The 13,725-nt window shown below is 68.2% G+C and carries 7 protein-coding genes; 2 read left to right on the top strand and 5 right to left on the bottom strand.

Translation table 11 applies throughout. The annotated features are described in order from the left end of the window. Nucleotide 1: 1 nt before the first annotated feature. The 4 genes from gltB to ACTIFS_RS13550 form a co-directional block, all read right to left on the bottom strand. Complete coding sequence (gltB, locus tag ACTIFS_RS13565; protein WP_439574645.1) at nt 2-4,762, bottom strand: glutamate synthase large subunit; 4,761 nt, start codon at nt 4,760-4,762, stop codon at nt 2-4. A 351-nt stretch (nt 4,763-5,113) separates the two neighbouring features. Beyond that, nucleotides 5,114-6,406 carry an SGNH/GDSL hydrolase family protein gene (locus ACTIFS_RS13560; RefSeq protein WP_439574644.1) on the bottom strand — a complete coding sequence of 431 codons (1,293 nt, stop codon included), beginning with the start codon at nt 6,404-6,406 and terminating at the stop codon, nt 5,114-5,116. An 86-nt stretch (nt 6,407-6,492) separates the two neighbouring features. Further along, nucleotides 6,493-7,719, bottom strand: coding sequence for a lytic murein transglycosylase (locus ACTIFS_RS13555; protein ID WP_439574643.1), 1,227 nt, complete (start codon nt 7,717-7,719; stop codon nt 6,493-6,495). Between the two features lie 100 nt (nt 7,720-7,819). Then, on the bottom strand, nt 7,820-9,013 hold the full coding sequence (locus tag ACTIFS_RS13550) for a lytic murein transglycosylase (RefSeq protein ID WP_439574642.1): 1,194 nt from the start codon (nt 9,011-9,013) through the stop codon (nt 7,820-7,822). A gap of 141 nt (nt 9,014-9,154) precedes the next feature. Between ACTIFS_RS13550 and ACTIFS_RS13545 the strand changes: the two genes are divergently transcribed. Beyond that, the gene (locus ACTIFS_RS13545) at nt 9,155-9,661 is read left to right on the top strand and encodes a hypothetical protein (RefSeq protein ID WP_439574641.1); all 507 of its coding nucleotides are present in this window, start codon (nt 9,155-9,157) and stop codon (nt 9,659-9,661) included. A gap of 83 nt (nt 9,662-9,744) precedes the next feature. On the opposite strand, the gene ACTIFS_RS13540 is transcribed toward ACTIFS_RS13545, so the two are convergent. Next, on the bottom strand, nt 9,745-10,962 hold the full coding sequence (locus ACTIFS_RS13540) for an acyltransferase family protein (RefSeq protein ID WP_439574640.1): 1,218 nt from the start codon (nt 10,960-10,962) through the stop codon (nt 9,745-9,747). Between the two features lie 247 nt (nt 10,963-11,209). Here ACTIFS_RS13540 and gyrB point away from each other — a divergent pair, with 247 nt between their 5' ends. Beyond that, the gene (gene gyrB, locus ACTIFS_RS13535) at nt 11,210-13,636 is read left to right on the top strand and encodes a DNA topoisomerase (ATP-hydrolyzing) subunit B (RefSeq protein ID WP_439574639.1); all 2,427 of its coding nucleotides are present in this window, start codon (nt 11,210-11,212) and stop codon (nt 13,634-13,636) included. Nucleotides 13,637-13,725: the final 89 nt, after the last annotated feature.

Here is a 13,725-nt window from a genome sequence, read left to right as displayed (position 1 = left end):
TTTACTCTCCTGCCAGCGCGAACGGGCGCTGCTGGGCCTGTTCCATTTCCTGCAGGGCGCGGCGGTACTCGACCGGCATGACCTTGCGGAACTTGGGCAGCATGTCCGACCAGCGGTCGAGGATGTCCTGCGCCCGGCGCGAGCCCGTATAGCGGGCATGGTTGGCGATGAGCTGGTGCAGACGCTCGGCGTCGAACCGGCTCATGTCGCTCATCACGTCCACGCGGCCGTGGCTGTCGAGCCCGCCGGTCTGGTGATAGTGGCGCGAGAGCAGGTCGTCCTCCTCGGGTACCGGCTCCAGCTCGACCATGGCGAGGTTGCAGCGGCGGGCGAAATCGCCCTCCTCGTCCAGCACATAGGCGATGCCGCCGGACATGCCGGCCGCGAAGTTCCGGCCGGTCTGGCCGAGCACGACGACGATTCCGCCGGTCATGTACTCGCAGCCGTGGTCGCCCGTGCCCTCGACCACCGCGATGGCGCCCGAGTTGCGGACGGCGAAGCGCTCGCCGGCGATGCCGCGGAAGTAGCATTCGCCCTCGACGGCCCCGTAAAGCACGGTGTTGCCGACGATGATCGAGTTCTCGACGTCGAGGCTGGTGGCCTCGGCCGCCGGATAGACGATGATCCGTCCGCCCGACAGGCCCTTGCCGACATAGTCGTTGGCCTCGCCTTCAAGTTCCATCGTCACGCCGCGCGCAAGCCAGGCGCCGAAGCTCTGCCCGGCCGTGCCCTTCAGCTTCACGTGGATCGTGTCGTCGGGCAGGCCGGCATGGCCGAGGCGCTCGATCAGCGCGCCCGACAGCATGGCGCCCGTGGCGCGGTTCACGCTGGCGATGGGCATGTCGATCTTCACCGGCGTGCCGGTCTCGAAGGCGTCCTTTGCCGCCTCGATCAGACGACGGTCAAGCACGGCCTCGAGGTGGTGGCTCTGGTCCTCGGACCGGCGGATGCCGACCTCGGCCGGCACGTCCGGCTTGTGGAACAGGCGCGAGAAGTCGAGCCCGCAGGCCTTCCAGTGCTCCACCGCCTCGCGGCGGTCGAGCATCTGCATCTGGCCGACCATCTCGTCGAAGGTGCGGTAGCCCATGGCGGCCATCAACTCGCGCACCTCTTCGGCGACGAAGAAGAAGTAGTTGATGACGTGCTCGGGCTGGCCCTTGAAGCGCTTGCGCAGCACCGGGTCCTGGGTGGCAACGCCGACCGGACAGGTGTTGAGGTGGCACTTGCGCATCATGATGCAGCCCGACGCGATCAGCGGCGCCGTGGCGAAGCCGAACTCGTCGGCGCCCAGCAGGGCCCCGACGACCACATCGCGGCCGGTGCGCAGTCCACCATCGACCTGAACCGAGATGCGCGAGCGCAGGCGGTTCAGCACGAGGGTCTGCTGGGTCTCGGCAAGGCCGATCTCCCAGGGCGAGCCGGCATGTTTGATGGAGGTCAGCGGCGAGGCGCCCGTGCCACCCTCGAAGCCGGAGATCGTGACATGGTCGGCGCGCGCCTTGGCGACACCTGCCGCAACCGTGCCGACGCCCACCTCGGAGACCAGCTTGACCGAGATGTCGGCCCGCGGGTTGACGTTCTTGAGGTCGTAGATGAGCTGCGCCAGATCCTCGATGGAATAGATGTCGTGGTGCGGCGGCGGCGAGATCAGGCCGACGCCGGGGGTCGAATGGCGCACCTTGGCGATGACCGCATCGACCTTGTGGCCAGGCAGCTGGCCGCCCTCGCCGGGCTTGGCACCCTGCGCCATCTTGATCTGGATCATGTCGGAATTGACCAGATACTCGGTCGTCACGCCGAACCGGCCGGACGCCACCTGCTTGATGGCCGAGCGCATGGAGCGGCCATCGGGAAGCGGCTGGAAGCGCTCCGGCTCCTCGCCACCCTCGCCGGTGTTGGACTTGCCGCCGATGGCGTTCATGGCGAGCGCCAGGTTGGTATGCGCCTCGCGCGAGATCGAGCCATAGCTCATCGCGCCGGTCGCGAAGCGCTTCACGATGGAGGCTGCCGGTTCCACCTCGTCGAGCGGGACCGGCATGCGGCCGGTCTCTTCGGCGGTCCTGATGCGGAACAGGCCGCGGATGGTCTGCAGGCGGCTGGCCTGGTCGTTGATCAGCCGCGAGAACTCGCGGTAGCGGTCCAGGCTGTTGCCGCGCACCGCATGCTGGAGCGCCGCCACCGTGTCGGGCGACCAGACATGGTCCTCGCCGCGGATGCGGTAGGCATATTCCCCGCCCACGTCCAGGTTGGTGCGCAGCGTCGGGTCGTCCGAGAAGGCCAGCGTGTGACGCTGCACCGTCTCCTCGGCGACCTCGGCGAGGCCGACGCCGCCGATGCGCGTGGCGGTGCCGGTGAAGTATTTGGCGACGAAATCGTCACACAGGCCGACCGCGTCGAAGATCTGGGCGCCGCAATAGGACTGGTAGGTGGAGATGCCCATCTTGGACATCACCTTGAGGATGCCCTTGCCGACGGACTTGATGTAGCGCTTGACCACTTCGTCGGCATCCACCTCGGGCGGCAGTTCGCCCTTGTCGTGGATCTCCTCCATGGTCTCGAAGGCGAGGTAGGGGTTGATCGCCTCGGCGCCGTAGCCGGCCAGGCAGCAGAAGTGATGGACCTCGCGGGCCTCGCCGGTCTCGATGACCAGGCCGGCCGCCGTCCTCAGGCCCTTGCGGATGAGGTGATGGTGGACGGCCGCCACCGCGAGCAGGGCGGGGATCGGGATGCGGTCCGGACCGACCATGCGGTCGGACAGGATGATGATGTTGTAGCGGCCATGGACGGCGGCTTCCGCACGGTCGCAGAGAAGCTGCAGCGCCTCGGCCATGCCGGCCGCGCCCTTGGAGGCGGGATAGGTGATGTCGAGGGTCTTGGTGTCGAACGAATCCTCGCGATGGCCGATGCAGCGGATCTTCTCCAGATCCTCGTTCGTGAGGATCGGCTGGCGCACCTCCAGCCGCTTGCGCCGGGCATTGCCGTCGATGTCGAACAGGTTCGGCCGGGGCCCGATGAACGAGACGAGGCTCATGACGAGTTCCTCGCGGATCGGATCGATCGGCGGGTTCGTCACCTGGGCGAAGTTCTGCTTGAAGTAGGTGTAGAGCAGCTTGGACTTCGACGAGAGCGCCGAGATCGGCGTGTCGGTGCCCATGGAGCCGACCGCCTCCTGGCCGGTCATGGCCATGGGGGACATCAGGATCTTGGTGTCCTCCTGCGTGTAGCCGAAGGCCTGCTGCTTATCGAGCAGAGGCACATCGGTGCGGGAGGCGCGCGGCTCGACCGGCGGCAGGTCTTCCAGGATCAGCTGCGAACGGTCCAGCCATTCGCGATAGGGCTGCGAGGCGGACAGCTGAGCCTTGATCTCGCTGTCCGAGATGATGCGGCCCTCGGCGAGGTCGACCAGCAGCATCTTGCCGGGCTGCAGGCGCCACTTCTTGACGATCTGGTCCTCGGGAACCGGCAGGACGCCCATTTCCGAGGCCATGATGATGCGGTCGTCCTTGGTGACGAACCAGCGCGCCGGCCTCAGGCCGTTGCGGTCGAGGGTGGCGCCGATCTGCCGGCCGTCGGTGAAGGCGATGGAGGCCGGGCCGTCCCACGGCTCCATGATGGCGGCGTGATACTCGTAGAAGGCGCGGCGCTGCTCATCCATCAGCTTGTTGCCGGCCCAGGCTTCGGGCACGAGCATCATCACCGCATGGGCCAGCGAATAGCCGCCCTGGACGAGGAACTCGAGCGCGTTGTCGAAGCAGGCCGTGTCCGACTGGCCCTCGTAGGAGATCGGCCAGAGCTTGGAGATGTCGTTGCCGAACAACTCGCTGTCGACGCTCGCCTGGCGCGCGGCCATCCAGTTGACGTTGCCGCGCAGCGTGTTGATCTCGCCGTTATGAGCCACCATCCGGTAGGGATGGGCCAGCGACCAGGCGGGAAAGGTGTTGGTCGAGAAGCGCTGGTGAACGAGGGCCAGCGCGCTCTCGAAGGTCGGGTCGTGGAGGTCCGGATAGTAGGCGCCGAGCTGGTCGGCGAGGAACATGCCCTTGTAGACGATGGTCCGGCACGACAGCGAGACGGGGTAATAGCCCCGGGTGCGCGGGTCGTTGCGGTCATAGACAAGGTTGGAGATCACCTTGCGGAGCACGAACAGGCGCCGCTCGAACTCGTCCTCGGAAGCGACATCGGGGCCGCGGGCGACGAAGATCTGCCGGTGCAGCGGCTCGGTCGGCTTGACGCTCTCGCCGAGGGACGCGTTGTCCGTCGGCACGTCGCGCCAGCCGAGCAGGGACTGGCCCTCGTCGGCCACCACCTTCTCGATGGTCTCGCGAACGATGGCCTGACCTTCCGGGTCGGGCGGGAAGAAGAAATAGCCGACCGCGTAATGGCCAGGCTCGGGCAGTTCGAAGCCAAGCGCCGCGGCCTCCTTGCGGAAGAAGGCATCTGGCATCTGGACGAGCATGCCGGCGCCGTCACCGGCCCGCGGGTCCGCGCCGACCGCGCCGCGATGCTCGAGGTTCAGGAGGATCTGGATCGCGTCCTGGACGATCTTGTGGGATTTGCGGCCCTTCATGTCGGCGATGAAGCCGACGCCGCAGGAATCCTTCTCGAACCGCGGGTCGTAGAGGCCCTGCGCGGCAGGCAGACCAGGGTCGATCACGGCGCGCGTGCGGTTTTTGACGCGGGCGGGCAGATTGGCTTTCGTGGCGCTGTTCGCCTGCGCCCCGAACCCCTTTGCCGTCGCCGCATCAATCCGCTGCGTGCTCATCTCGACCTCGCTTCTGCAACCTTGCGGTTGCGGTTGGGTGCCACCTTTCGTGACGCATCAAGCCGGCTGCGGCATGGGGTTAAGCCCGATACCGGCCGGCATGCAAGTTCAGGGCCTGTCGGCCCTCCGACGCCTCCTCCCGGAGGTCTTGCTTGATAGGGCAGCTATGCTGACCTTTCTGAAGCCGTTATTTGACAGATTTCAAACAGCGACACAAGCGCCAATCGGCCGCGGTTTCAATCGCAGGCGAAGTTTATTGCCGCCGGCCCGATCAGCCAGCCGCAATCCTAAAGGACCGGCGCGCGAAACGAAACGAAGTTGCGGCGGGCGGTCCCGGCCCGCTCGTGCCGGTCAGGGCGGATTTCGCGCCGTCTCCCCGGTGGAACCGGCGGGCGTCGCTGTGGCGGAAGCGCGCGGCCAGCGGAAATCGTCGGCCCGGCCGGGGACCACCGGCGGCGGGGCGCCACGGACCAGCACCGTTTCGGCAAGGCCCGAGCGGACCGGCGCGGCCGAGTCGCCCGCGAGCCGGCCCGGCGGCGGAGCCTGGGCTCCGTCGGGGACGGCCCGGTCCTCCGGGCGGGGGATCGAGGGATTGCCGGCGAGCGGCAGGACCGGTCCTGCGAGCGGGCGCGGCGCCACCGGCGCGATGCCTTGGGGAAGCAGGCCGGGCACGGCGGCCTCGGGCACCGGCAGGCCCGGGGCCGGATCGGCGGGGGAGGCGGGCTCGATCCGGCCGACGAGGTCGCGGCGCAATTCCTGTTCGAGGAACAGCGCCAGCTTGCGCGCGCCGGGTGCCGTGAAGTGAACCCCGTCGGAGGTCCGCAACCGCCGCGTCTGGCCGGCAAAGTCGGGGCCGAACTGCGTGTAATTGCCGCGCTCGTCGACGAAGCCGTTCCACACATCGATGAAGGGGATGGAGAGCTTCTGCGCGCGTTCCTTGTAGATCTCGTTGAGACGGACCATGTCCGCCGAGATGCGCTGGCCACGCAGGGGCGGGCTGCCGACCCAATAGACCGGGACGCCGCGCGCCTTCATGGCCTGCATGGCGGCCTCGACGCGCTGCCCGTAGAGCTCGCGCCAGCGATCCGAGCCGAACTCGGCCACCTCCTCGCCATTGCGGATGGGATGCCGGTCATGGGCACCGACCATCATCACGATGAAGCTCACCTGCCGGTCTTCGGACAGGATTCGCCGGATCTCGGCCGGCCAGTCATAGGTGTCGGGCCGGGCGAGGCCCGAGCCGAGCCGGGTGCGGTCCTTCACGCCGAGTTCCGGGACGTCCTCGAAGGCCTCCTCGATGCCGTGGGCCAGCCATTCTGCGAGATTGTCGCCGAGGACAAGGACGAAGGTGGTGGGCGGGGGGCGCGGCACCTCGGCGTCGGCGGTCGCACTCGTGGCCGCCGGTGGCTCTCTGCGGGTCGGGCGAACGGGTTCGGCGGCCGCCGGAGCGCGAGCTGCCGGGCGGGTGCGCTGGGGGATGGAGATGATGCGCGGCCGCTGGTCGCGGGGCGCGAACAGATGCGGAAAGCGGTCGTCCGTATAGGCGCCCTGCGCGCGGCTCTCGCCGCCCGTGCCGACCATCCCGGCCAGGATGAGCACGGCCAGCAGCAGACATGACATGGACAGGAACGGCTTCAGTCGCATCGATCCGGATCAGGCCCCGCGCGCTCCCGGCCCCCGGGACGCCCCGACGCTTCTAGCACGGCCTGCCCGATGGATCACCGTCCGCGTCAGCCGCCGCCGCGCAGCCGCCTCAGAACCGCGGAGGTGGCGAAGCCGTCGGCGGCAAGGCCGGCGCTGGCCTGGAACCGCTGGAGCGCCTCGCGCGTGCCCGCGCCGAGCTTGCCGTCCACCGTTCCCGAATAGAAACCGACCTGCTGGAGCCGGCGCTGCAGTTCGAACCGCTCGTCCCTCGACAGGGCGCGCTCCGATGTCGGCCAGGGCCGGGTGAAGGCGCCGAAGCCGCGCAGCCGGTCGGCGAGATGGCCGACTGCCATCGCGTAGTTTTCGGAGTTGTTGTACTTCATGATGGTCCGGAAGTTCGGAAGCATCAGGAAGGCTGGCCCGCGGGCTCCCGCAGGCAGGTGCAGGAAGGCCTGGTCGCTGGTGCGAGGGAACGGCCTGCCACCGATCCTTGCGATGCCGCGGCGCTGCCAGTCGGCGATCGTCAGCGGCCGGTCGCGGCCGGCCAGCCGGAAGTCGAAGCCCTGCGGTGTCGTCACCTCGTAGCCCCAGCCCTCGCCGGCCCGCCAGCCCTCGAGGCGCAGCAGGTTGCCGGTCGACATGATGGCATCGGCGGCCGAGTTCATCAGGTCGATGCGCGGGCCGCCCGACCCCGAACGCGCGGCGCGCAGGAAGGTGGAGGGCATGAACTGGGTGTGGCCGAAGGCGCCGGCCCAGGAACCGACGAAGCGGTCGGGCGCCACATGGCCTGCCCCGACGACCTGCAGTGCGGCGATGAACTCGCCACGGAAAAAGTCCTGCCGCCGGCCGTAGCAGGCGAGCGTCGCAGTGGAGCGGATGACGCTGGACGTGCCCTTGGCCCGGCCATAGCTGGTCTCCATGCCCCAGATGGCCGCGATGACGTGGCGGTCGACCCCGGTTTCCCGTTCGGCACGATCGAAGGCGGCGCGGTGGGTCTGCAACATGCGCCGCCCCTCGGCGACGCGCGAGGCGGTCACCGCGCTGTTGATGTACTCCCACGGCTGGCGGGAAAATTCGGGCTGCTGGTCGAGCAGGCGCAGGAGGCCGGTATTGGGCGTCAGCCCGGCGGTAGCCTGCCGGACGATGTCCGCGCGCACGCCGCGCTGCACGGCTTCGCCCGTCAGGCCGCCAATGCAGGCGGCAAAGCCGTCCTGGGCCTGTGCGGGAGCCGCCACCAGCCATGATCCGGCCAGCGCGAGCGCCCCTGCGAGGGTGGTCGCCAGCGCCGCGCGACCCTGTCCGCTTCGATCCATGCCGGGCCTCCGGTCCTTGCGGGCTCGTCGAATGCCAAGTGGAACACCGGCCATGGTGAACGAAGACTTAAAGAGGCTCAACCCGGCGCAGGCGCGCTGATCAGCCGCGCCGCAGCCGCGCGAGGAACGCCTGGTCGGCATTGCCGTTGGCCGGCATTCCGAAGCGGCCCTGCATGGTGCTGATGGCGGCCCGCGACTTTTCGCCCAGAATGCCGTCGACGTCGCCGAGATCGAAGCCGAGCGCGTTCAGCCGCCGCTGGATTTCCTCGCGGTCGGCATGGGTGAGCCCGCCCTCGCCGGGCGGCCAGGGCTTCGAGAACCGTTCCGCGCCGGCGATCCGGTCCGACAGGTGGCCGACCGCCAGGGCATAGGAATCAGCATTGTTGTAGCGCTTGATGACGTTGAAATTGTTGGTGACCAGCAGGTGTGGGCCGGTCTCGCCCGCTGGTTTCCACAGGCTGGCCTGGCCGGTTCCGGCAAGGCTGCCCGCGCCGATCCGGCGCACGCCGGCAGCGGACCATGCGTCGAACGAGCGCCGCTGGGCGCGGTTGCCGGGCAGGCGGGGGGCATGGACCTCGAAGCCCCAGGGCAGGCCCGGCCCCCAGCCGTTGCGGCGCAGGTAATTGGCGGCCGAGCCCATGGCGTCCGGAATGGAGGTCCAGATATCCCGCTTGCCGTCGCCGGTGAAGTCGACCGCAAAGGCGTGGAAGCTGGTCGGCATGAACTGGACGTGGCCCATGGCGCCGGCCCAGGACCCGATCATGTTCTGCGGCGTCGTGTCGCCGGACTGCAGGATGCGCAGGGCGGCGATCAGTTCGCGCCGGAAGAAGTCGGCGCGCCGGCCGGCATGGGCGAGCGTGGCCATGGCCTGGATCACGTAGTGGTCGCCGCGTGACGTGCCGTAGGAGGTCTCGTTGCCCCAGATCGAGCAGATCACCTGGCCGGGTACGCCGAAACGGCGCTCGGCGGCGGCGAAGATTGCCCTGTGCTGGGCGAAGCTTGCCCGGCCGTTGGTGACGCGCTTGTTGGAGGCGCGCACATCGACATAATCCCCAAGCGTGCGCCGGAACTCGGGCTGGCGCAGCGACAGTTCGATGACCCGCGGATTGGGCGAGATGCCCGCAAAGGCCCTGTCGAACACGGCCCGCGACACGCCGGCCGAGGAGGCCGCCGGCCAGAGGGTTGCGACGAAGCCGGCGAAGGTCGACTGGGCCTCTGCTTCCCCGATGAGCAGGCCGGGGGCGGCAAGGGTGGCGGCACCGACAAGAGCGGTGCGGCGCGTCAACAGCGTCATGATGGCTTTCTCCATTGGGCTGGCAGCCAGCGAATCTCGTGAATCTGGTTTGAATTATAGGTCCAAAGATGGCGCCTCGGTTGATCTTCGCGACGTTGCGCGAAAGGATCAGCGCCAGGGGAGACCCCGATGGGTGATGGCTTGAAGCTCCAGGCGCGGCTCGCCGCGAACGCACAGCGGCGGAAGCGGGCCGCCACAGCCCACCAAATCGCTTCGCTCGGTCCGTTGGTCGCGGGCGTCGCAGACCGGTTTGCCATTCACTGGAACGACGACGTCGAGACGGAACTGAGGTCGTGGATCCATGCGAACCTGCCGCTGCATGGTCCCTATGCCGACCAGCGAGCCTTTCGCGACGGCCCGGACAGCGATCTTGCTGCGGTGCTCGCCAATATGGTCGCGCTGCATGAACTGTCCGGCTGGGTCGACATGATGAGCGGCCTTGGCCAGCACGATGTTGCGGTCTCGGTCGACGCGGCAGCAATCGCCGCAGCGGTCCCGCATCTGCGAGCGAATGCCGAGGGCGGCTTCGATGACGCGATCATTGTCAGCCGGACGCGGGCGTTTGCCCTGATGGTCCACCACGAAGGGACCGTCAATGTGTGGACATTCGGCCCGGCTGCAGCCTCTTTCGCCCACAGGGGCACATAGCGAAGATATGGCGGCGGGCCATTGGCCTGCGATGGGTCAGCCGGGTGTCCCAAACCGCCAGCCGTCCGGCGCGGACGACCGGGTCAGGTCTGCCGCACGGGCCGTCGGTACGGCACAGCCGCCCGCGCCCGCACGGGAGGGACAAACAGCCGCGAGCGCAGGCGCCTGAAGCCGTCCATCATCGGGCGCTCGATCAGGGCGTGGACGGCAAGACCGGCCAGCACGGAGAGAACCACGACCAGAATCCCGAGCATCGGCTGGTCGATGGCACTCTCCAGGGGGGTGTCCAGCCGCCTCAAGACCAGCGTTAGGACGGAGATGGCAATGCCGTGGCTCAGGTAAATGGCATAGGACGCATCGCCAAGATGGTTCAGCAGGCGCCGCTCGGCGAACTGCCCGCTGTCCTCAAGGGCGACGGCGCCGATGACCAGCGCGATGGCCGGCACGCCCCAGACCATCAGCCGCAGCCAGCCCTCGGGTGACCCGGCATGGACGGCCGCGAGCGTCAGTCCCATCACGGCACCCGCGATCAGGTTGACGGCCAGCCCCGTGCCGGGGCGTCCGCCCCTGGCGCGCCAGATGGCGAACCAGTAGCCGGCGAGGAACTCGACGAGAAGCGGGCTGGTGTAGGTTGCGGCAATCGCGCCCTCGGGGCTCAGGGCCATGCCGGCCGCGACCAGCGCGAGGATCATGGCCGTCAGCGCCATCGCCTGCCTGCGCGGGGCGAGGACGATGGCAGCCACCGCAAGAGCGTAGAAGAGCGCCTCGTACCACAGCGTCCATCCCTGATGGAGGACGGGAAAAGCGGTCGTCGACCCCGGAATGGCAGCTGGAATGAGCAGGAACGACTGCGCGAACCAGCCGGCGTCGCGGGGGATATTGGGCAGGAGATCGGGTGCCAGCAGCTTGGTGGCCACCAGCAGGGCCGTGAAGAACCAGTAGAGCGGCAGGACCCGCGTCGCCCGGTCATAGGCGAAGGCAACCGGTGCGGGAGGCTTGGCGACGGTGATGAGGCCGATGACGAAGCCGCTGATGACGAAGAACACGTCCACGCCTGCCGCGCCGATGACAAGCGGCTCTCCCGCCACGTGATAGGCGACGACGGACAGGGCCGCGGCGGCACGGAGGGACTGGATCGAGGCGAGCCGCTGCAGGGGCGGCCCATGGGATGACGCCTTGCCGGTCTGGTGCGTTGCCGCTGGATGGTCAGGCCGGTTCGCGATGATCGCATCCTCCTCGTCGGTGTTCGATAGCGGGACAGGCCGAAGGCCGCGCCCATCGCTAGGCAAGTCCTGCGCCATGCGGGATGCCTTGCCGCCTGCAGGCCTCGCCGATGGTGCCGGACAACCGCTGCCAGCGCCGCCGCGACAGGCAGGCCACTTCCCTTCCGACGCGTTCGTGACTATCTGGAGACGGGTTCGCCGCGCGTCCGCGTACGTGCGCGCGTGAGACACCCAGCCCCGTTCCAGCTATGCTGCCGGATCGAATCGCACGCTGTGCCGGGTCGCCCGGCCGGCAGGGCTTTGCCCGATGGAGAGACGCAGGCTCATGGCCGAACCCGCCCGCAAGGATGCCCCCGAGGCTGAATATGGCGCCGACAGCATCAAGGTCCTCAAGGGCCTCGACGCCGTCCGCAAGCGCCCCGGCATGTATATCGGCGACACCGACGACGGGTCCGGCCTGCACCACATGGTCTACGAGGTTGTGGACAATGCCATCGACGAGGCGCTGGCAGGTCATGCGACCGAGGTGACCGCGACGCTCAATGCCGACGGCTCGGTGACGGTGACCGACAATGGCCGTGGCATCCCCACCGACCTGCACCCGAGCGAGGGTGTTTCGGCGGCCGAGGTCATCATGACCCAGCTGCATGCCGGGGGTAAGTTCGACCAGAACTCCTACAAGGTTTCGGGCGGCCTGCACGGTGTCGGCGTATCGGTGGTCAATGCCCTGTCATCCTGGCTGAAGCTGTCGATCTGGCGCGGCGGCAAGCACCATGCGATGGAGTTCCGCCATGGCGACCCGGTGGCGCCGCTTGCGGTCGTCGGCGATGCCGGGGGGCGTCGCGGCACGGAGGTCTCGTTCCTGCCCGCGACCGAGACCTTCACCATGGTGGAGTTCGATTTCCCGACGCTGGAGCACCGGCTGCGCGAACTCGCCTTCCTCAATTCCGGCGTGCGCATCCTGCTGACCGATGCGCGTCACGCCGAGGAAAAGCGCGTCGAGCTGTATTATGAGGGCGGTGTCGAGGCCTTCGTGCGCTATCTCGACCGCAACAAGACAGCGCTCGTGCCCTCGCCGATCATGCTCAAGGCGGAGCGGGACGGCATCACCGTGGAAGTCGCCCTGTGGTGGAACGACAGCTACCACGAGAACGTGCTCTGCTTCACCAACAACATCCCGCAGCGCGACGGCGGCACGCATCTGGCCGGTTTCCGCGGCGCGCTGACCCGGCAGGTCACCGGCTATGCGGACAAGTCCGGCGTGACGAAGAAGGAAAAGGTCGACCTGACCGGCGACGATTGCCGGGAAGGCCTCACCGCGGTCGTCTCGGTCAAGGTGCCGGACCCGAAATTCTCCTCCCAGACCAAGGACAAGCTGGTCTCCTCGGAGGTCCGGCCCGTGGTCGAGAGCATCATCAACGAGGGCCTCGGCACCTGGTTCGAGGAGCATCCGGCCGAGGCGAAGGCCATCGTGCAGAAGGTGGCGGAAGCCGCCGCCGCCCGCGAGGCGGCCCGCAAGGCGCGCGAACTGACCCGCCGCAAGACCGCGCTGGATGTCGCCTCGCTGCCCGGCAAGCTTGCCGACTGCCAGGAGCGCGACCCGGCCAAGTCCGAACTGTTCATCGTCGAGGGTGACTCGGCCGGCGGCTCGGCCAAGCAGGGCCGCGACCGCGCCTTCCAGGCCGTGCTGCCGCTTCGGGGCAAGATCCTCAACGTCGAGCGCGCCCGCTTCGACAAGATGCTGTCGTCCGAGATGATCGGCACGCTGATCATGGCGCTCGGCACCGGCATCGGCCGCGACGAGTTCAACATCGACAAGCTGCGCTATCACAAGATCATCCTGATGACCGATGCCGACGTCGACGGCTCGCACATCCGGACGCTGCTGCTGACCTTCTTCTTCCGGCAGATGCCGGAGATCATCGAGCGCGGCCATATCTTCATCGCCCAGCCGCCGCTCTACAAGGTGAGCCGCGGCAAGAGCGAGACCTACATCAAGAACGACCGCGCGCTGGACGATTACCTGATCAGTGGCGGGCTGGACGACAGCCTGCTCGTGCTCGGCACGGGCGAGATCTGTGCCGGCCAGGATCTGGCGGCCATCGTCGAGGAGGCGCGGCAGGTGAAGAACCTGATCAATGCCGTCCATTCCCGTTACAACCGGGTTGTGGTCGAGCAGGCGGCCATTGCCGGCGCGCTGAATGCCGAGCTTGCGAAGGATCCGGAGCGGGCGCAGGAACTGGCGGTCCTTATCGCGCGCCGTCTGGATGCCATTTCCGACGAGATCGAGCGCGGCTGGGAGGGCACGTTCGATGGCGAGCGCTACCTGTTCTCGCGCACCGTGCGCGGCGTGAAGGAAGTCTCGGTGCTGGATGGGGCGCTGCTTGCCTCGCTGGAGGCGCGCAAGCTGGACGAGCATTCCGCCCGCCTCGGGGTGGTCTATGACAAGCCGGCCATCTTCCGGCGCAAGAGCGGCGAGACCCCGGTCCCCGGCCCGGTCGCGCTGTTCGAGACGGTCAAGGAAGCGGGCGCCAGCGGCATCAAGCTGCAGCGCTACAAGGGCCTCGGCGAGATGAATGCCGAGCAGCTCTGGGAGACGACCCTCGACCGCAATGCCCGCTCGCTGCTGCAGGTGAAGATCAAGGAGGTCGACGAGGCCGACGACATCTTCGTCAAGCTGATGGGCGACGTGGTGGAGCCGCGGCGCGAGTTCATCCAGGAGAATGCGCTGAGCGCGACGGTGGACGCCTGACGGGACGGGCCTTCCGGATCGGGCAGGGCAAACCGCCCATGGGCGATGAGCCCGCAGGGCAGGCATGACGGCTGCCGGCCATTGGTCCG

This window comes from Phreatobacter sp., assembly GCF_051860605.1.
Taxonomy (GTDB): Bacteria; Pseudomonadota; Alphaproteobacteria; order Rhizobiales; family Phreatobacteraceae; genus Phreatobacter.
The sequence above is the reverse complement of the archived record's forward strand: the minus strand, read 5'-3'. Positions and strand labels throughout refer to the sequence as shown.

Excerpts from the sequence above, each read along its gene's own strand:
- ACTIFS_RS13550 (WP_439574642.1), bottom strand. The coding sequence starts at position 9,013 with ATGACGCTGTTGACGCGCCGCACCGCTCTTGTCGGTGCCGCCACCCTT.
- ACTIFS_RS13555 (WP_439574643.1), bottom strand. The coding sequence starts at position 7,719 with ATGGATCGAAGCGGACAGGGTCGCGCGGCGCTGGCGACCACCCTCGCA.
- ACTIFS_RS13560 (WP_439574644.1), bottom strand. The coding sequence starts at position 6,406 with ATGCGACTGAAGCCGTTCCTGTCCATGTCATGTCTGCTGCTGGCCGTG.
- gyrB (WP_439574639.1), top strand. The coding sequence starts at position 11,210 with ATGGCCGAACCCGCCCGCAAGGATGCCCCCGAGGCTGAATATGGCGCC.
- ACTIFS_RS13540 (WP_439574640.1), bottom strand. The coding sequence starts at position 10,962 with ATGGCGCAGGACTTGCCTAGCGATGGGCGCGGCCTTCGGCCTGTCCCG.
- gltB (WP_439574645.1), bottom strand. The coding sequence starts at position 4,762 with ATGAGCACGCAGCGGATTGATGCGGCGACGGCAAAGGGGTTCGGGGCG.